This window comes from Chryseobacterium sp. 2P, assembly GCF_059579425.1.
The window spans coordinates 4,506,176-4,524,921 of the sequence record NZ_CM184194.1 but is presented as its reverse complement, the minus strand read 5'-3'; the positions used below and the strand labels follow the sequence as shown (position 1 = coordinate 4,524,921).

Annotated in this window: 17 protein-coding genes; 3 read left to right on the top strand and 14 right to left on the bottom strand. The window is 36.7% G+C overall.

Annotation, left to right across the window (positions count from 1 at the left end; genetic code table 11):
• The 7 genes from AC52CF_RS20740 to AC52CF_RS20710 all read right to left on the bottom strand — a co-directional run bounded on the left by AC52CF_RS20740 (window position 1) and on the right by AC52CF_RS20710 (window position 5,141).
• A complete protein-coding gene (locus tag AC52CF_RS20740; protein WP_496517626.1) occupies window positions 1-1,071 on the bottom strand; it encodes a type I restriction endonuclease in 1,071 nt (356 codons plus the stop codon).
• Between the two features lie 4 nt (window positions 1,072-1,075).
• Complete coding sequence (locus AC52CF_RS20735; RefSeq protein ID WP_496517625.1) at window positions 1,076-1,414, bottom strand: YegP family protein; 339 nt, start codon at window positions 1,412-1,414, stop codon at window positions 1,076-1,078.
• Window positions 1,415-1,426: 12 nt separating this feature from the next.
• Window positions 1,427-1,633: a hypothetical protein gene (locus AC52CF_RS20730; protein WP_496517624.1), complete on the bottom strand. Its 207-nt coding sequence runs from the start codon at window positions 1,631-1,633 to the stop codon at window positions 1,427-1,429.
• Window positions 1,634-1,769: 136 nt separating this feature from the next.
• Entirely contained in the window at window positions 1,770-2,435 is a 666-nt protein-coding gene (locus AC52CF_RS20725) for a response regulator (protein WP_214587923.1), read from the bottom strand.
• Window positions 2,436-2,551: 116 nt separating this feature from the next.
• The gene (locus AC52CF_RS20720) at window positions 2,552-3,214 is read right to left on the bottom strand and encodes a DUF5932 domain-containing protein (protein ID WP_496517623.1); all 663 of its coding nucleotides are present in this window, start codon (window positions 3,212-3,214) and stop codon (window positions 2,552-2,554) included.
• A 10-nt stretch (window positions 3,215-3,224) separates the two neighbouring features.
• Window positions 3,225-4,877: a tetratricopeptide repeat-containing sensor histidine kinase gene (locus AC52CF_RS20715; RefSeq protein WP_496517622.1), complete on the bottom strand. Its 1,653-nt coding sequence runs from the start codon at window positions 4,875-4,877 to the stop codon at window positions 3,225-3,227.
• A 63-nt stretch (window positions 4,878-4,940) separates the two neighbouring features.
• Entirely contained in the window at window positions 4,941-5,141 is a 201-nt protein-coding gene (locus AC52CF_RS20710; RefSeq protein WP_496517621.1) for a hypothetical protein, read from the bottom strand.
• A 412-nt stretch (window positions 5,142-5,553) separates the two neighbouring features.
• On the opposite strand from AC52CF_RS20710, the gene AC52CF_RS20705 reads away from it, so the two are divergent.
• Window positions 5,554-6,390, top strand: coding sequence for a hypothetical protein (locus AC52CF_RS20705; RefSeq protein ID WP_496517620.1), 837 nt, complete (start codon window positions 5,554-5,556; stop codon window positions 6,388-6,390).
• 151 nt (window positions 6,391-6,541) lie between these two features.
• Here AC52CF_RS20705 and msrA read toward each other — a convergent pair whose 3' ends face one another.
• From msrA to AC52CF_RS20670, 7 genes are all read right to left on the bottom strand, one after another.
• Window positions 6,542-7,096: a peptide-methionine (S)-S-oxide reductase MsrA gene (gene msrA, locus AC52CF_RS20700; RefSeq protein ID WP_496517619.1), complete on the bottom strand. Its 555-nt coding sequence runs from the start codon at window positions 7,094-7,096 to the stop codon at window positions 6,542-6,544.
• A 455-nt stretch (window positions 7,097-7,551) separates the two neighbouring features.
• A complete protein-coding gene (locus AC52CF_RS20695; protein WP_214587934.1) occupies window positions 7,552-8,520 on the bottom strand; it encodes an ROK family protein in 969 nt (322 codons plus the stop codon).
• Between the two features lie 84 nt (window positions 8,521-8,604).
• Complete coding sequence (locus tag AC52CF_RS20690; protein WP_214587936.1) at window positions 8,605-9,816, bottom strand: PepSY-associated TM helix domain-containing protein; 1,212 nt, start codon at window positions 9,814-9,816, stop codon at window positions 8,605-8,607.
• Window positions 9,817-9,881: 65 nt separating this feature from the next.
• On the bottom strand, window positions 9,882-12,017 hold the full coding sequence (locus AC52CF_RS20685; RefSeq protein ID WP_375191176.1) for a TonB-dependent siderophore receptor: 2,136 nt from the start codon (window positions 12,015-12,017) through the stop codon (window positions 9,882-9,884).
• 149 nt (window positions 12,018-12,166) lie between these two features.
• A complete protein-coding gene (secA, locus tag AC52CF_RS20680) occupies window positions 12,167-15,241 on the bottom strand; it encodes a preprotein translocase subunit SecA (RefSeq protein ID WP_214587940.1) in 3,075 nt (1,024 codons plus the stop codon).
• Window positions 15,242-15,366: 125 nt separating this feature from the next.
• Complete coding sequence (locus AC52CF_RS20675) at window positions 15,367-15,588, bottom strand: DUF2795 domain-containing protein (protein WP_027382805.1); 222 nt, start codon at window positions 15,586-15,588, stop codon at window positions 15,367-15,369.
• Between the two features lie 141 nt (window positions 15,589-15,729).
• The gene (locus AC52CF_RS20670) at window positions 15,730-16,752 is read right to left on the bottom strand and encodes a GDP-mannose 4,6-dehydratase (protein WP_214587941.1); all 1,023 of its coding nucleotides are present in this window, start codon (window positions 16,750-16,752) and stop codon (window positions 15,730-15,732) included.
• Between the two features lie 75 nt (window positions 16,753-16,827).
• Between AC52CF_RS20670 and AC52CF_RS20665 the strand changes: the two genes are divergently transcribed.
• Both AC52CF_RS20665 and AC52CF_RS20660 read left to right on the top strand, forming a co-directional pair.
• On the top strand, window positions 16,828-17,886 hold the full coding sequence (locus AC52CF_RS20665) for a DUF389 domain-containing protein (protein WP_214587942.1): 1,059 nt from the start codon (window positions 16,828-16,830) through the stop codon (window positions 17,884-17,886).
• Between the two features lie 36 nt (window positions 17,887-17,922).
• The gene (locus AC52CF_RS20660; protein WP_214587943.1) at window positions 17,923-18,720 is read left to right on the top strand and encodes a DUF2797 domain-containing protein; all 798 of its coding nucleotides are present in this window, start codon (window positions 17,923-17,925) and stop codon (window positions 18,718-18,720) included.
• The last annotated feature ends 26 nt before the right edge of the window (window positions 18,721-18,746 follow it).

The window sequence follows — 18,746 nt, the reverse complement described above, 5'->3', positions numbered from 1 at the left end:
TTAATTATAATTTTCTAATGTCTGATGAAGCTGATTTCTGTAGTTGTAGATTTCGTCCAGACTGTTTAATAAAACTTTTTCTCCGGCATCTTTTCCGTTGTGGAAAGTCTCCAGATATTTATTAGCGGTATTAAAATGCAGTCTGCAAAGCGGTTTTCGGTTGTTGTCGTCTAGTAAAATTCCGAAGTAAGACAACGTGTCTCTGTAAGCAATTCTTGAGGAAGGTATTTTCTCCCGCAGAATGGCTTTTACGATCTGGAAACCTTCCAGTTCCTCTTCTGTGGTTACAATTTTAGACTCGCTGGTTTCATGGATGGGCTGCGAAGCTTTTACATCATCTTCGCGCTGTTCGATCTGTTCATTAATGCTTAAAGCAGATTTTAACCTGAAACTGATGGATTCATTAATAGAAGTCGTTAATGCTTTTTTGGTATATTCTTTAAACGAGACCATTCTGTTTGCCGTTAACGGCTTTTCGAAGAAACGGTTAACGAGGAGTTTTACCAGTTCATCGGACGGATTTTCAATTTCTTTTTCGAATTCTTTTCTGATGGCTTTGATGTATTTTAAAGCTTCCGCAGAATCCAGGATGCTTTCCAGATTGTAGTCTTTTTTGGTGAAGCTTTCGAGAATTTTGATAGAGCTGTCTTTCAGATCTTCAATATTGATGGTAAAAAACGGCTTTTCATCCATAATATTGGGCTTTTCCAGATCCGTGTAAAAATTGTAAACAATACCGTTCGTTAAAACACCAAATCGTGTTTTGGAAACGTGATAATATCGGTGAAGCTGAGAATTGTGTGCATCTGCAATTTCTTTCCAGTGTTTGCATTCGATGATGAAAATAGGCTCATCATTGTTTTTGATGACATAATCTACTTTTTCGCCTTTCTTGGTTCCGATGTCGCAAACGTGTTCGGGAACCACTTCTGTAGGATTGAAAATATCATATCCTAAAATCTGAATAAAAGGCATCACAAAAGCGTTTTTTGTGGCTTCTTCTGTTCCGATCTGGTCTTTTAGCCCGATTACTTTCTGGTGAAGCTGTTCCAGTTTAATTTTAAGATCCATGATTTTATTTTTTTAAAGTTTCATCTGTAATTTCTGCTTCCGGAGCATTCTGTTTTACGGAAGCAATGCCGTTTTCCATGCCGGATTTTGTGCTGTAAAGCTGACTTTTTCCAATGATTTCGCCGTTTCTTGCTTTCAGAACGAAATAATCTTTTTGGTTTACAGCGATTCTTCTGTCGTATCTGAAATCGTACTGAGAATTAACTTTTACAGATCCGATTCCTTTTAAACACGAAGCTTTCTGAACGTAGCCTTCGCTTGTTAAAATAATTTCACCGTTTGCGGCTTTCAGATTAAACTGATATTCTTTGTTTACTCTTTGTGTGATGACGAATTTTCCCATGGTTGTTGATTTTTATGTGGTATGACATTCTTTAGAACATGTTTTGTATCCATTCGCTTTTGCATAGTCTTTTTTTGCTTCTTTTACTGCACTTTCACAGCTGTAAAACATGCCTAAATATTTCCTGTTATTCGGATTCGGAAGAAAAATACAGTCTTCATGATGTACTTCATGGTCTCCGTTTTCCTGAGCTTTTGTGTGAACGTAATATCTTTTCATAATAATTATTGTGATTGTTTTTCTGTTCCAAAAGTATCACGCTTTGATGAGTAATTTTTACGGCTTTCCGTAAAACGGGCAAAAAATAAAAAACCTTTCAACAAAATTGAAAGGCTGTATTGTCTGATAGATATTTTTAGATGATTCCGATGTCTTTACAAAATGCGACCAATTGCTCATTGCTTTTAACACTGAGGTCTTCTTTGAGGCTGTTTAATCTTTTTTCGACACTGCTTAAACTGGAAGGATTAATGTTTTTTTCCTTAAGATGGGTTGGAATATTTTTTTGCAGTACTCCTTTGGAAAGAAGAGAGACAATAACAATATCATAGGCTGAAAATTCATAATTGTTGAATTTTTTCATCTCCTGCTTCAGATCAAAAGAAAGATAGTTTTCTCCTATATAAACGGATGCGATAGATTTTTTCAGGTCTTTGGAATCGTTTCTGGCTTTCTGCACATATCCGTTGATCTGGTAGTCTGAGAAAAGATTTTCGATCACTCCGCTTTTACGTTCCGCCGAAAATACAATGACTTTAAGGTCCGGCTGCAATTCCTTTGCTTTTTTGATGAGGTCTTTACCGTCTTTAAGAGTCTGGGTGTGATGATCCTCCTCATAATAAAGATCTGTAATAAGCAAATCGTAGGGCTGCTTTTCCCGCAGAGCTTTTTGGATTTTTCCTATAGCATCATCACAATAATATACATAATCTACTATGGGAATATTCAGATCCTCGAGTGTTTTCTGTACGGAAATATTGATGCTTTCATGATCTTCGGCTATTAAAATTTTTTTAAACATGGTTACAAGGTTTAATTAAATATAAAGGTTTAAGACCTCAAAAATAGATGCAATTATAATTCTTCCATTACGGATTCACGTAAAATAACGAAAAACAGTCGATTTTCATTTTTAAATTAAATCAGACCAATATCTTTACAAATTACAATCATCTCGATATTGTTTTTCGCACAGAAGATTTCGCGGAGTTCATTCAGCCTCTTTTCAATCGATCGGATGCTGTATGGTTCCATCCGATGCTCTTTCAGGTAAGTCTGAATTTCGTTTTGTTTGCATCCTTTGGAAAGAAGCTCAAGAAGTTTAAGGTCGTACTCATCAAGATCACGGGGAATCTTCCGGATCGCATTTAAAATATCCTGAGACATCACGGTTTCTCCTTTAAATACTTTTCTAATGGTATTCTTAAGCTCTTTTCCGTCATTTCTTGCCTTGCTTACAAATCCGTTAATGTGGTACGTTTTATAAAGATCATCAATTATTTTCGATCGGCTTTCTACCGAAAAAACCAACACTTTAAGATCGGGCTGAATTTTTCTGGCTTCATAAATCAATTCCTGCCCGCTTTTCAGTTTCTGTGCAATATGATCTTTTTTAAAAGAGAGATCCGCAATCAGCAGATCATAAGGTGCATTTTCTGCGGCTGCAGCTTTCAGTCTTTGAAGAGCTTCGTCACAATACGTTACAAAATCGAAACGCGGAATTAATAATTCTTCTAAGGTACTCATGATTCCCAGGTTTGCTACTTCCTGGTCTTCAACAATTAAAGTTTTTCTGAACATAACAAAACGGTTATGAAGAAGGGAAGGAAATATTTACCTTCAGTCCTTTTTCAATTTTTGTTTCAAAAGTAATGTTCCCGCCGATTCCTTCTATGCGGGAAGCCGTATTGCGCAGTCCGTTTTTATAAATAAGGTCTCCGGAAATTCCCACTCCGTTGTCTTTATACTGAATCTCTATATTTTGATCAGCTTTTTCAAATTTTACGGCTACATGACTTGCCTTACTGTGCTTTTTCATATTAACCATAAGTTCACGGAGTACCTGATAGATTTCTTCTTTTACCGGCGCAGAAATATTTGTCCAGACAGAAGAACTGTTTCCTGCCGTAAAAGTTTTTACACTTGCGTTATTAAAGGATGCGATAAGTTCTGAAATTTCCTGACTGAACTCTTTTTCTTCACCCGCTTTTTCATAAGAAAGATTTCTGGATTTTTCATAGACAAATTCCAGTTCATCCAAAGTTTTTTCACGATCAAAATCTTCCTGATTTTCAATCTTTGCCATTACCTGATAAATCCCATTCGCAACCACATCATGCACTTTTTTCGAGATTTTAAGCTGCGTGTTTTTGACTTCGAGCTCTTTTTCTTGTTTTAATTGTTTTTGTCTTTTTATGTACCAAAATATTCCAGCAATTAATAGTAAAGCTAAAACTGTAATGCCAAAATTCTTTTTTAAGTTATCGGAATGTAATTTTTGGTTATCAGCATTTTTTTGTTCAACATCGTATCTTATTATTGCAAATTGATTTTTTGCTTTGTTTCTTGAAGTTTGTACGCTGTCGTTTAACTTTTGAAATCTTTCAAAATATTTTAAATAATTTTGATTGTCTAGGTTGATAATTTTTTCCAATGCTTCAAGCTGGTCATCTGGGCTTTTGTTCAAAGTTGCGCGGTTTAGCATCATTTTCGCATAAAATAAAGACTTAGTTTTGTCTTTTGTGTAGAAATAATCAGCAAATGTTGCAAAGCTTGAATTTAGACCTAATGTATCTTTTTCGCTTTCTCTAATTTTTAAGGCTCTTTCTAATTCTGGAATTGGATTGTAGTGTTTATTTCCTAAAAATTTGGCTTTTGCTAAATTATTCAGAACCCGAGCATAGTTAATACTATCATTTTTACTATCCTTAGAATTTAGAAGTTTTTGTAAATGATTTATAGCGGGTTCAATTTTATTTTGTAAAATTAGCATGTCACTAATATTATTATTTATGACATAAATATAATTTTCTTTTAATGTTGTTTTTAGTGCATTTTGATAATACTTTTCTGCATCAGGATAGTTTTTTAATGATTTAGATGATATCGCTAAATTATTATTGTTTGAAGAATATAAATTATTTACAAATTCATTTTTTATAGCTGTCTTTAAATATTTATCTGCTTCTAAAGATGTTTCTATACTACCATAATAATCTCCTTTATCAGACTGTATAATTGCCATGTTAACTAAAGATCTAGCTGCTCCAATTGAATCATTATTTGATAGAAAATCATTTTTAGCTAAATTAAAATAAATAAAAGCAGAGTCTAAATTTATATCCTTTAGTTTTTTTGCTTTATCAAAATTTTCATTTGATGTTATAAGAAAATCAATCTTATTATTATCTTTTTTACAAGAAAATATTATCGTTAATAGAATAAGTATTAATAAATTTTTCATAGAAATAGTTTGATACAAAGTAAAAGAAAAAGGACAGATTTATGCAATCTGTCCTAAATAAATTTATGGATTTGTAAAAGGTGGAGGTAATTGTCCTGTATTTCCACCTGTATCTCCTCCTGTTCCACTTGGATCTGTTCCAGTTCCCGGATTGGTTCCCGTTCCCGGATCTGCCAATTGCGTTGTTGACTGTCCGTTATCATTGCTGTTATTGTTACCTGAAGTATTGGCATTATTATTCCCGAATGCTAATGAGATTAGCATTAATATTAAGTTTAACATTTTTTAAAAATTTTATAAGAGTTTGGATAATTTTCTTCCTCTCAGGAGGTTAATCCCGAGCTGTACACTGTTAAAATTTTCGAAGCGCTTCTTAAATTTTTTTGGGAAGTGAACCTTCAAAAACGGAAGAGAAACATCTGCTTCCCAACCCGGAGTTTTCTTCCGTTTTATCTGGCAATTTTTGAAATCAGTTTCGTAACTTTGTTGTATTCTGTTGTTTTAATTGTTTGTTTCTCACTGATTTCTGATACAAAGATGCGTCAAAGAATAATACGTGTGTTAGACAAAACAAGGACATCGATGGACAAGAAAATGAGCAAAAAGATCATTACGGATTTCCGTAATGCACAATGAGCAAAAATCAGGTATTTTGTAATACTCTTAAAAACTAATTATGTCCAAGAATAAACTACTAATTACCGAAGTATTTAAAAAAGCAGAACAAGAATCTAATAGAGATACTAAAAATGGATTGGCATCCTATCTATGGTTATATTTTAAAGAAGATCTGAAATTTGAGATTAATGATAAAAGCTTTTCCAGATATTATGATGCTTATATTATTGGAAATAAGGAGATTAGAATTAAACCTGATCGCTTAGATATATTAAGTCAATATTTAGGATATAAAGATTTTGCAGAGTTTTCTGGAACTTTCATTAAAAATGATACTGAAGAAAATAAAACAACAGTCAAGATTAGTGTTAATGATGATGAAACATCTTTAGCAGAAAAACTTTCAAAAATCGTTATTAATATTACTAATGAACAATATTTTAAAGTTCCTGAATTTTTAAAGAAAAACGGACTTGGAATTATGGAAATGGTTTTCGTTTTATTATTAGTTACAGGAGGCGTCGTTTTTTCAAACAACAAAACTTCCAAACCTCTTGGCTGGATGTCGGGATGGGGTTCTCCTGCGACAGACAAACCGTATATGTATTGGGATAAAGACCGTTATATGGCAACAGACAGCAGTTCGCTGCATTCACGTGTTGAGGTGATTCCTATGCGTGATTTTGCATTTATCAATATGAAAAAGATTATGCGACCGGATACACTTACTGTAGACAATGCAATGGGAAAAGTCTGGTATGACAAAAGCAATAATCATGTTGAATTTTTTACAAGTCTCGGGAAGCATCCTGAAAATGGAAAAGCCTTAAAAGATGTTACCGAATACATCCTTGAAACGTATGCCGGAGAAAATGCGGTACTAGAAGAAGAATAGTTAAAAAAATCTATAAAATAGCTAACAGAAATTCGGGCGGTTTCCAAAGGAAACCGCCCGAATTCTATGATATTAACGCTCTGTAACTAGCGATATTAAAAATCGTCTATGCTAAATTTTCTGCGATGATGGATCACGGATAAACAATAAATTATTGTTCATTCAGCATTCCCAGTTCGCCGAAATGCTTTTTAAACTTCTGAATTTTCGGTCCTACCACAGCGCTGCAATATGGCTGAGTCGGATTTTCGTTATAATATCCCTGATGATACTGCTCCGCTGCCCAGAATTTATCGAATTTCGTTACTTCCGTTACATACGTTCCCTGCCATCTTCCGGATTCTTTGGATTTTTCAATTGCCGCTTCAGCTTTTGCTTTTTCCGCATCGTCTTCGTAATAAATAACAGAACGGTATTGTGTTCCGATATCATTTCCCTGTCTGTTAAGCTGGGTAGGATCGTGAAGGAAAAAGAAAACATCCATTAACTGTTCATAAGAAATAACGGCAGGATCGTAAGTGATCTGTACCACTTCCGCATGTCCGGTTTCTCCGGTGCACACTTCTTCATACGTAGGATGGTCTTTGTGACCTCCCGAATATCCGGAAACCGCAGACTGTACTCCTTTCAGCATATTGAAACAGCTTTCCACACACCAAAAACATCCGCCTCCGAAAGTAATCTGTTCTAAATTGTTGTTATCCATAAATTAATTATTGTAATTTCTTGTTTTCTCCTGTGAGAGATGGAGAAAAAACCTATCAAAAATAAGGAAAAGTTTTTCAATCGGGCGTTCAAAAAACAAATTGTCATGATAGATGAGACAAATTTTTTCAAACACAATCAGCACAAATATTTCATCAAATAAAATTTAAAAATTTGCATTATCTGCACAATCTGCGAGAGAATTTAATAAAGATATTGAGTTAGAATAAAGATCCTTCGACTGCTTCGCGCTCAGGATGACAGTGCCGCAAATTTGTTGCTCGTAGAGATTATTAGTATCAGCGATGTCATGCTGAGCCTGTCGAAGCTTCTCTAAAGATGAAATAAAAACAAAAAAGCACCCTTAAAGAAGGATGCCTGTATTATTTGAGAATCATTGCGATTTTGCGTTAAAAAATTTAATAGAAATCAACGCGGATAATCAAAATGTTCCGGTTATTTTTCCCAAACCAAAGCACTTGCGCCTAAAATAGCAGCATCCGCTTCGTCCAGTTCACTGAAAACCAATTTTACCTTGTTTCTGAAAATAGGAAGTAAGTTTCTTTCCATATGAAGTTTGGTAGGTTTTAAAATAAAATCTCCAGCTTTTATTACTCCGCCAAATAAAAGAATGGCTTCCGGAGAAGAGAACATCACAAAATTTGCCAGAGCTTCACCCAGTTTCTGTCCGGTATACCGGAACACTTCAATAGAAATCGGATCGCCCTGTAAAGCGCATTCGTGAACAGTTTTAGAATTAATGGATTCTTCAGGATACTGATTCAGTAAAGATTCAGGAAATTCGGCTCTCATTTTTTTTGCGGTAATCGCAATTCCGGTTGCCGATGCGTAGGCTTCAAGACAGCCTTCAGAACCCGTGCTCCAGTGTTTTCTTCCGCCTGGTTTTACGATGGTATGTCCCAGTTCTCCGGCAAATCCGTCGTGTCCGTAGATGAGTTTTCCCCCTGCAACAATTCCGCTTCCAACGCCTGTTCCCAGAGTAATCATGATGAAATCTTTCATGCCTCTTGCAGCGCCGAAAAGCATTTCTCCGATGGCTGCGGCATTCGCGTCATTAGTAATGGTACACGGAAGCCCGAATTTTGCCGACATCAGTTCCGCAAAAGGGATGATTCCTTTCCACGGAAGATTGGGAGCCTGTTCTATGGTTCCTGTATAGTAGTTGGCATTGGGAGCACCGACACCGATCCCATCGAAATTTTTATCTTTTCCGTGGCTTTCGATCAGAGGATAGACCGCCTCGTATAAAGCGTCAATATATTCTTCTACGGTAGGATAGGCTTCTGTACGGATGTTACCTTTTTCCAAAACTTCGCCTCTGTGGTTTACCACTCCAAATTTTGTGTTCGTTCCGCCAATATCAATTCCGAGCGCAACGTTTTTTGACAAATCTACTAATGACATTCTATTCTAAAATTCTAAAAGGTTAAAATTATAAAAAAGATTGTATTCTGAGACGATTAACCAAAGATTTATTTAAAAAAAATATTATGTTGTTTTCGGTGTTTTCTTTTTTCTTCTTCCCCACCAGATCATAAAGCCTGTAACGGGTAATGAGGCACAGATCAGACTTACAATGAAAGCAATGATCTTTGTGGGAAGTCCCAATATAGATCCGACATGGATATCGTAGTTGGCTCCGACTGTTTTTTCGCCGAAATTTTTGTCTTTCATATCGTGCGTGTGAAGCAGTTCTCCAGAGTTTTCATCAAAGATTAAACTGCTGCTTTTGTGATAGGAATAGGAGAGGTGTTTTACATAGACTTCAAAATTCGGATGTTCGTGGTCATCCATATGTTCGTGTCCGAGATCAATAGAGAAATTATAGGAATCGGGATATTTTGCTTTAACGGTATTGCTTATTTTGTCTAAAGTTCCTTCGGTTCTCCATTCAATCGGTGCTTTTGTTGTGATGGATGAAAAGTCGGGATAAGCGGTTTTTCCTCCTGAAAAGATGAAATATATTGATGACTGAACGAATAGAAAGGCGTAAAATAATCCGGTTATGGAGAAGATTAGCGCGAAAACGGAAGCGTAAAAACCTAAAACATTGTGAAGATCATAGTTTTTTCTTTTCCAGTTTTTTACATTTTTCCATTTGAATGAGAAACGCTGTTTTCTTGCCGCTTTATTTTTAGGCCACCAGAGAATGATTCCGGAAATCAGCATGAATACAAAGATCAGGACAGGAATTCCCACAACATAGGTTCCCCAGGATTGCTTTAAGAGAAAACTCCAGTGGATCATTTTAACGATCTGGAAAAATCCGTTTTTCTCGTCGTACGTTCCCAAAACCTTTCCGCTGTAAGGATTTACATAAGCTACTTTATAGATGGGAAATTCATCAAAATAATTCCAGCCTTTCGGATCATGTTCGTACCAGTAAAAGAGGTAAGACATCTTTTTATCAATCGGAATATTCACCCAATGCACAGGATATTTTTCTTTTACCTGCGCCACCACTGCTTTTTCCAGTGTTCTTATCGGAAGAATCTGTTTCTGATCGATGTTCTGCTCGTTATGATAGATCACTTCTTTTCTTGTTGCATTTTCAATTTCATCCTTGAAAACGTACAATGCTCCTGTTATCGAAATAATGAAGATCAAAAATCCAACTCCAAGACCGAGCCACAAATGCAGTTTTCCCGTCCATTTTTTAAAGGCATCTGGCTTTTTTTTGTGATGATGCTTTTTCCTCATTTTTTATTAAACTTTTAATGAAAGAAAAGTCAGCCTCCGGAAAGGCTAACTTTTATGATTGATAATTAAAATTTATATCCGACAGAAAGTCTGAAGTTTCTCGGGGCTTCTGCCTGATAATAATAGTAGGCTCCGTATGGCGATCCCGAATAAAGATACCTGTTGAAAACATTGAAGACATTAAGTCCGACTCTGAATTTTGTGTTTTCCCACGAAAGTCCTGCATCGAATTTTACATAATCGTCCATGTCTTTCTGCGTTCCGCTATTTGCCCAGTTCCAGCTGCTTCGGTCTGCAAGATAGGTTCCCCCAAAAGATAACCCGAAACCTTCCAGAGTTCCCTGTGTAAAGGTATAGTTCAGCCATCCGTTCATCGTGTGTTTCGCATAGCCCGGAATTCTCATTCCTACAGGATTGCTTACAGGATCATTGGATTCTGTGATTTTGTTTTCCGTGAAAGCATAGTTGAAGATGGCGTTAAATCCTCTTGTGATTTCACCTTTCAGATCAAATTCAATTCCCTGAACTCTTGTTTTACCCAAATCAATGATAAAGTTTTCAAGAGCGCTGTTTGCAGGATCTGCAACCGTAGAATTTCTTTTGATGATGTTGTATAAAGACAATGTAGTGTTCCATTTTCCGCCGAACCAGTCTCTTTTTACCCCCACTTCCATATTGTTTCCGGTAATAGGTTTAGGAATTCCTCCGGTTCTGAAAAATCCTGCCTGAGGAACGAAAGACTGATCGTATAAACCATAGACAGAAGTATTGTCATCAATCGAATAGCTTATTCCGATTCGCGGCGTAATTTTGTCTGCTTCTGCTTTGGTTCCGTAAGAATTTTCTTTCACATTCGTATAACGCGCCGCAAGGGTTAATCTTAAAGCATCATTAAAAAATCCTAATTCATCCTGAATATACAATCCGGTATAGTTTTGTTCAATAGTTCCGTAAGGAGTTGCTCTGCTTTCCAGAGAAGTGCTTGTATCAAACTGTGCATATCCGTTGGAAGGCGGGCTGTATGTTGTGGAATTGATGTTAAAAGGTTTGGCGGCTGTGTCCATATTATGTTTTTGATTCCAGTCTGCCAAATATTTTTTAGATCCGAGATCAAGCCCTGTCAGGATTTTATGCGAAACAGCTCCTGTTTTGAAATAACCGTTCAGAAATACCTGTCCGAATTTCATCACATTGCTGGCTTCCCAGAAATAAAGCGTTCTGATCATGTCTCCATTCGGTAAAAATTGAGAAGGCCAGATGTCGCTTCCCAAGGTATATTCATTCACATAAGTAAGCTGTGAAGTCAGTTTCCAGTTGCTGTTAAATTTATGCTGAAGATTTACATTTACGGTATTATTATCCACTTTGGTGGGTGCAATTCCGGGATCGGTCATGGTGTATTCAACCGGTTTTGTGGCATAACCTTCATAGCTGAAAACGTAGGCAGAACCTACTTCAGACATTTTTGCTTTTTGGTAAATATATTCTGCTGTTAAAGTAGTTTTATCGGTAAGATTTACCTTCAAGGAAGGATTAATGATGTATCTGTCATTAAATTCATAGTCTCTGAAACTGTTTTTATTCTGAGCCATTAAATTTAATCTGAAAGCCACTTTATCTGTAATTTTAGTATCCACATCGGCTTCTCCTCTGTACATATTAAAGCTTCCGAGAGTTACTCTTGCAGAACCGTTTAAAGACTGTCCTGTCGGTTTTTTGGTAACGATATTGTAAATTCCGCTCGGTTCTCCGTTAGACATTAAAAATCCGGATGGGCCTTTTACAAATTCAATGTGGTCTACATACGACATATCTTCGCTAAGCGGTCCCCAGTTTGAAGTTACATTTACTCCATTCATGAAAGCTGCGGCTCTGGAACCTCTCATATTTACTCTGGTGTACATATCTCCCCAGTGTTCTAATCGTTGAGCTCCCGCAACGTTTCTAAGAACACCGTCTCCCAAAGTGGTAACCTGCTGATCTTCCAATGCTCTGTTTGTAATGATAGAAACATTCTGAGGAATCTTGATTAACTCTTCGTCCAGACGTATAGAAGAAGAACCTTCCTTTTCAACATATTTCTTGTAATACTTTCCGTTTACAATTACCTCTTCAATATCATTTCCTTTAATGGAATCTTTTTCCTGAGCAAACGTTAGCATAGAACCTAACAGCGAAGCACAGATCAGTACATTTTTCATGAAACCCTAAATTTTTATGCAAATATATTGTTTTTAATTATTCTAAATAAATAATAAAATTGATTTTTGTCATAAAAGCAAAAGGAGAGAGCAACAAAAAACCGCTACAAACTGAATTGTAACGGTTTTTAAAGTATGGTTAATAATTCTTATGCAGGAATTTCACCTTTGTATAAGAATGAGATAATCTCTTTGTTTAATTTATCAATCATTTCGCTGAATAAGTGGAAAGATTCCTGCTTGTAAATTACCAATGGATCTTTCTGCTCGTAAACAGCTCCCTGAGAAGATCTTCTTAAATCGTCCATTTCACGAAGGTGAAGCTTCCAGTTTTCATCGATGATGGATAACGTAATGTTCTTTTCAAAATCGTTGATTAAGCTGTCGCACTGCGTTTCATAAGCTTCTTTAAGATCGGTTACAATCGTCATTGTTTTATGACCGTCTGTAAACGGAACCTGAATCATTCTGAACATTGAACCCTGATTCTGATAAACATTCTCGATAATCGGGAAAGATTTTTCTTTCAGTAAGTTCAGTTTCATCTGATAATCTTCCTGAGCTGCTTTGAATAAGATGTTCGTTAAATCCTGAACCGTTTTATTCTTAAAATCGTTCTCAGAAACCGGAGATTCCATCGTAAATGTTTTGATGATCTCGTATTCGAAATCTTTATAGCTTCCTGTCGCTTTCCCTTTTGCTGCGATAGAATTTGCCACGTCAAAGATCATATTGGTGATGTCGTACTTCAGGTGATCTCCAAACAAAGCGTTCTTTCTTCTTTTATAAATAACGTCACGCTGCTTGTTCATTACATCATCGTACTCAAGAAGTCTCTTTCTTGTTCCGAAGTTGTTTTCCTCTACTTTTTTCTGCGCTCTTTCAATGGATTTTGAGATCATAGAATGCTGAATTACTTCACCTTCCTTATGTCCCATTCTGTCCATCATTTTTGCAATTCTTTCAGAACCGAATAAACGCATTAAGTTATCTTCCAGAGAAACATAGAACTGAGAACTTCCCGGATCTCCCTGTCTTCCTGCTCTACCTCTCAACTGTCTGTCAACACGTCTTGAATCGTGTCTTTCTGTACCGATGATTGCCAAGCCTCCCGCTTCTTTTACTTCTTTGGAAAGCTTGATATCCGTACCACGACCTGCCATGTTAGTTGCAATGGTTACAACACCCGGCTGTCCTGCTCCGGCAACAATTTCCGCTTCTTTTTTGTGAAGCTTCGCGTTCAGAACCTGATGAGGAATTTTTCGTAACTGAAGGGCTTTTGATAATAACTGTGAAATTTCAACAGAAGTTGTACCTACCAGAACAGGTCTTCCTGCTGCCGTCAGTTTTTCAACCTCTTCAATTACAGCATTGTATTTTTCTCTGTTGGTTTTGTAAACCAAATCCTGTTTGTCATGTCTTAAAATCGGACGGTTGGTAGGAATTACCACTACATCTAATTTATAAATCTCCCAAAGCTCGCCTGCTTCTGTTTCCGCAGTACCCGTCATCCCCGCAAGTTTATTGTACATACGGAAATAATTCTGAAGAGTAATGGTTGCAAAAGTCTGCGTTGCAGCTTCGATTTTTACATTTTCTTTCGCTTCGATCGCCTGGTGAAGACCGTCTGAATAACGTCTTCCTTCCATGATACGACCTGTTTGTTCATCAACGATTTTTACTTCACCGTCAATAACCACATATTCATCATCTTTTTCAAATAATGTGTATGCTTTCAGCAACTGGCTCATCGTGTGGACTCTTTCAGATTTTTCTGCAAAATCGGAGAAAAGTCTTTCTTTCGCTTCAAATTCTTCTTCTTTAGATAAATTCTTAGCTTCCAGTTCTGCGATTTCAGTTCCGATGTCCGGAAGAACGAAGAAATTAGGATCAGAGTTTCCCTGAGACATGTATTCAACACCTTTGTCTGTAAGATCAACCTGATTGTTTTTTTCTTCAATAACGAAGTAAAGATCTTTATCTACAATCGGCATATCGCGGTTGTTGTCCTGCATATACTGCGCTTCTACTTTCTGAAGCAATGCACGGTTTCCGCTTTCCGATAAGAATTTAATTAATTGTCTGCTCTTAGGAAGACCTCTGTAAGCCTGAAGCAATTTAAATCCTCCTTCTTTTGTATTTCCGGCAGCGATTAATTTTTTCGCTTCATTAAATATAGTGGAAACTGTTTTTTTCTGAACTTCAACAATTCTGTCGATAGAAGGTTTAAGAACATCAAATTCCTGTCTGTCTCCCTGCGGAACCGGACCTGAAATAATTAACGGTGTTCTTGCATCATCTACCAATACAGAGTCTACCTCATCCACGATCGCAAAGTTCAGTTCTCTTTGTACCAGTTCTGAAGGTGAAGTTACCATGTTGTCTCTCAGATAATCGAAACCAAATTCATTATTCGTTCCGTAGGTAATATCTGAATTGTATGCTTTTCTTCTTCCGTCTGAGTTTGGCTGGTGATTATCGATACAGTCAATGCTCATTCCGTGGAATTGGTATAATGGTCCCATCCACGCCGAGTCTCTTTTCGCAAGATAGTCATTCACCGTTACTACGTGAACTCCTCTTCCCGGAAGTGCATTTAAGAAAATTGGAAGCGTACCTACCAAAGTTTTACCTTCTCCGGTAGCCATCTCAGCAATTTTTCCGCTGTGAAGAATTACCCCACCGATGAACTGTACATCATAGTGTACCATATCCCAGTTTACTGGAGTTCCTGCAGCGTCCCATGAGTTTTTCCAGACTGCCTGATCGCCCTGAATTTCCACGAAATCTTTTCCTGCGGCAGCCAATTGTCTGTCCCAGTCTGAAGCCGTTACGCGGATTTCTCCGTTTTGCGCCCATCTTCTTGCTGTTTCTTTCACCAAAGCGAAAACTTCAGGAAGAATCTGGCTCAGAACTTTTTCTTCAATTTCGTATGATTCTTTTTTCAGAGACTCAATCTTCGAGAAAAGCGCTTCTTTTTCGTCTACGTTTTTCGAATTTTTGATCTGCTCCTGGATCTGTTCTATCTGTGCTGTGATTTTGCTGGTTGCAGATTTAATATTTTCTTTAAACTCAGCAGTTTTATCTCTTAAACCGTCATCAGACAATTGCTGAATAGCGGGTTCAACAGCTTTGATTTTTGTTACAACTTTTTTTACTTCTTTTAGGTCCTGCGCTTTTTTGTCTCCCAAAAACCCTTTTAGAACTTTGTTTAAAAAACTCATAAATTTTTTGCTTTATGCTTAAAAGGATATCCTTTAAGCGTTTTAAATAACACTTATTGTGTAAAAATAATATATAAAAAAGGGCAAAAAAGCTCTAAGCAGTGCCTAAAGCTTAATGCTTTTCATTAATATTCGTCTTCGTTCCAAAGATAATCTTCGTCCGTAGGATAATCGCTCCAGATCTCGTCGATCGCGTCATAAATTTCTCCTTCATCTTCGATAGCCTGAAGATTTTCCACTACTTCCATTGGTGCACCAGTTCTGATTGCATAGTCGATAAGCTCTGCTTTAGTCATTGGCCAAGGTGCGTCACTTAAGTATGAAGCTAATTCTAATGTCCAGTACATAATTTTTTAATTTTTTGCAAAAGTATAAAATTAGCTTATATTATATGCTTTTTTATACTTGATTTTCAATTCTTTTTGTTAAATTTTGTTCACCGTGTGCCTTCAGAAAGTGTTTGAGGTACTTTCCCGGGCTTACTGAGGTCATTTTCTCAAAAACCATTCCACAAATTTTTTTATGCCATTTTGGAAGTTTGTGTCAGGTTTGTAGCCAATTAATGTCCTTGCTTTGGTAATATCGGCATTGGTTTTCAGGACATCTCCGGGCTGCATTGGCAGATTTTTGCGGATGGCAGATTTTCCCAACGTCTTTTCGATGGTGGAAAGCATTTCGTTTAAATTAATTACTTCGCTTTCGCCCAGATTAACAATTTCATAAACATCTGAATGATTTTCCAGATAGCGGATTGATTTTAAAATACCGTCAACAACATCATCAATATAAGTATAATCTCTTGCGGTGGTTCCGTCTCCGTAGAAGGGGATTTCCTGATCTTCGGAAATTAATTTTGTGAATTTGTGAATGGCAAGATCAGGTCTTTGTCTGGGCCCGTAAACCGTGAAAAACCTGAGCTGGATCATATCTATTTTGTATAAATCGTGATAAACGTGTCCTAAAATTTCACCGCATTTTTTTGTTGCTGCATACGGAGAAATAGGATTGTCTACATTGTCGGTTTCAGAAAAAGGAATTTTTTCGTTATTCCCGTAAACGCTTGATGAGGAAGCGCAGACAAATTTATTAATATTGAAATCTTTACAGAGTTCCCAAAGATTCATGGTTCCTCGGATGTTTACTTCTTCGTATTCCAGAGGTCTTTCTATGGATGGACGCACTCCCGCAAGTGCAGCAAGGTGAATAACAGCGTCTATTTTATGATGGGTAAATATTGCTTCCAGTCCTTTTTTATCGCGGATATCCTGATAATACAGTCTATAATTTTCTGATTGCGAAAGAGAAATTAGTTTTTTAATATCATTATCTTTTCCGGAGTATTCAAAATCCGAAAAATATTGAATAGCGTCTAAAGTATTTTGAATTTTTATCTGATAGCTGTAGAAATCATCAAAATTGTCAATGTTTATGACAGAATGTCCTTTTTTCAATAATTGCTCAGCAAGATGGGAACCTATGAAACCGCTTCCTCCGGTTATAAGATAATTCATTTGTTGGTTTTTAATTCCACAAATTTATTAAAATACTTGGATGCTCTTTTTATACTTTTGCTATAAATATCATAAATGATTAATTTTCAAAAATTATTCACCCTGCCCAAAGAAGAAGAGGAAGAATTTACCTTTCAGGAAATTGAAGAGGGAATTTACTTTCGCGGACACAATCTCTGGCTTCTGGTGATCTCGATGGGAATTGCCTGCATCGGTTTAAATATCAACAGTTCTGCTGCAGTAATCGGAGCGATGCTGATTTCTCCTTTAATGGGACCTGTTGTAGGAATTGCATTCGGATTTTCTATCGGAAACAGACATCTGATAAAGCTGGGCGTTTTCAACTGGCTTCTGATGATTATTGTTGCCCTTTGTTCTTCCACGCTGTATTTCCTTGTTTCTCCTTTTCATTCTGAGACATCCCAACTGGAAAGTTTTAAAACAGCGACTATTTTCGACTGTTCTCTGGCTTTGCTGGGCGGTTTTGCTTGGTTTCTAGGAATTGTAAGAAAAGAAGCCATAAAAGTAATTGCCGGAGTTGCGGTTTCTACCGCCTGTATTCCGCCGCTTTGTACAGCAGGATTCGGGATTGCTAACGGAAACTGGGAATATTTCTGGGGCGGATTTTATTTTTACCTCATCAATTGTTTTTTTATTGCGGTAGGCACGTGGATTCTGAGTCTCGTACTCGGTTATCAGAAGTACTACATGGAAAAAGGAAAAGCTGCGAACAGAAAGAATTCATTAATTATAAGTCTGGCTTCTGTTGTTATTCTGCTTCCGAGTGTTTTACTCACAAAAAAGAAATGGGAAAAAGAAACACTGAAAGAACGGTCTGAAAATTACATCAGAAAGATCAGAGAAAATCATCCGGAACTCGCCATCATCAATTATGAACCTTTTAAAGAAGGTGAAAGCAATTTTCTGAGAATTACGGTGCTGAATGACAGCGTTTCCCTCAGCAAAAAAAGGCTGGATGAACATAATGATCTGGTAAAAGACATTCATTTAATCTGGCAATATTCGCCACATTCTGAAAATATGAATAATCCGGACGTAAGAAAACTCCAGAATCAGATTGATGCTTTAAAATCAGAAATCAATCTGCTGAAATCTGAGAACAAAATCAAATAAATTTTAATTTTTTTATATTTACTTAAACTTAATACAATGCAGTTTCAAGGGCAAATTTTAAAGATGACGAGCTTCCACGACGAGCCGATCCAATATTATCTCAATCTTTCCGGTGATCTGATTCACATGAATGAACTTTTCGGAAAAGAACTTACCATAAAACATACAGGTTACCAATGCGTAAACTGTGGCGAAAATAAACCGATTTACAGAATGGGTTTCTGCAAAAACTGCTTCTTTGAAAGTCCTTATGCAAGCGACACCATCATTCGTCCCGAACTTTCCACAGCGCATCTTGGAATTGCGGAACGGGATTTGGATGTAGAAAAGGAAATTCAGTTACAGCCACATACCGTTTATCTTGCGTACACCGGAGAAGTAAAAGTAGGAGTTACAAGAAATACACAGATTCCTACACGATGGATCGATCAGGGTGCCACATTTGCGCTGCCGATTGCCAGAACAGAAAACCGATATGAAGCAGGAATGATAGAAGTTGCTTTGAAGCAGCATGTTGCCGATAAAACAAGCTGGAAGAAAATGCTTCAGGATGATTTTGAAGACGAGATAGATCTTGCCGATTTTCAGCAGAAGATAAAAGAATATTTTCCTGAAGATTTCCAGAAGTTCTACAGTGAAGGAGAAAATCTGTGGAGATTCGATTATCCGTTTGAAAAACCTGAAAAAGTAACTTCTTTTACCCTTGATAAAAGACCTGAATATACAGGGAAATTAACAGGAATTAAAGGGCAGTATTTAGGTTTCGACGGAGGTGAGTTTATTAACGTAAGAGGACATGAAGGGTATGTAATTGAATTGACTGTTAAAAATTAATAGAATATTGAATTAAAACCAAATCA

Coding starts and splice junctions, on each gene's coding strand:
- secA (WP_214587940.1), bottom strand. CDS start 15,241: ATGAGTTTTTTAAACAAAGTTCTAAAAGGGTTTTTGGGAGACAAAAAA.
- AC52CF_RS20690 (WP_214587936.1), bottom strand. CDS start 9,816: ATGAGGAAAAAGCATCATCACAAAAAAAAGCCAGATGCCTTTAAAAAA.
- AC52CF_RS20670 (WP_214587941.1), bottom strand. CDS start 16,752: ATGAATTATCTTATAACCGGAGGAAGCGGTTTCATAGGTTCCCATCTT.
- AC52CF_RS20720 (WP_496517623.1), bottom strand. CDS start 3,214: ATGTTCAGAAAAACTTTAATTGTTGAAGACCAGGAAGTAGCAAACCTG.
- AC52CF_RS20725 (WP_214587923.1), bottom strand. CDS start 2,435: ATGTTTAAAAAAATTTTAATAGCCGAAGATCATGAAAGCATCAATATT.
- AC52CF_RS20735 (WP_496517625.1), bottom strand. CDS start 1,414: ATGGGAAAATTCGTCATCACACAAAGAGTAAACAAAGAATATCAGTTT.
- AC52CF_RS20710 (WP_496517621.1), bottom strand. CDS start 5,141: ATGCTAATCTCATTAGCATTCGGGAATAATAATGCCAATACTTCAGGT.
- AC52CF_RS20715 (WP_496517622.1), bottom strand. CDS start 4,877: ATGAAAAATTTATTAATACTTATTCTATTAACGATAATATTTTCTTGT.
- AC52CF_RS20685 (WP_375191176.1), bottom strand. CDS start 12,017: ATGAAAAATGTACTGATCTGTGCTTCGCTGTTAGGTTCTATGCTAACG.
- AC52CF_RS20675 (WP_027382805.1), bottom strand. CDS start 15,588: ATGTACTGGACATTAGAATTAGCTTCATACTTAAGTGACGCACCTTGG.
- AC52CF_RS20660 (WP_214587943.1), top strand. CDS start 17,923: ATGCAGTTTCAAGGGCAAATTTTAAAGATGACGAGCTTCCACGACGAG.
- AC52CF_RS20740 (WP_496517626.1), bottom strand. CDS start 1,071: ATGGATCTTAAAATTAAACTGGAACAGCTTCACCAGAAAGTAATCGGG.
- AC52CF_RS20705 (WP_496517620.1), top strand. CDS start 5,554: ATGTCCAAGAATAAACTACTAATTACCGAAGTATTTAAAAAAGCAGAA.
- AC52CF_RS20730 (WP_496517624.1), bottom strand. CDS start 1,633: ATGAAAAGATATTACGTTCACACAAAAGCTCAGGAAAACGGAGACCAT.
- AC52CF_RS20695 (WP_214587934.1), bottom strand. CDS start 8,520: ATGTCATTAGTAGATTTGTCAAAAAACGTTGCGCTCGGAATTGATATT.
- msrA (WP_496517619.1), bottom strand. CDS start 7,096: ATGGATAACAACAATTTAGAACAGATTACTTTCGGAGGCGGATGTTTT.
- AC52CF_RS20665 (WP_214587942.1), top strand. CDS start 16,828: ATGATTAATTTTCAAAAATTATTCACCCTGCCCAAAGAAGAAGAGGAA.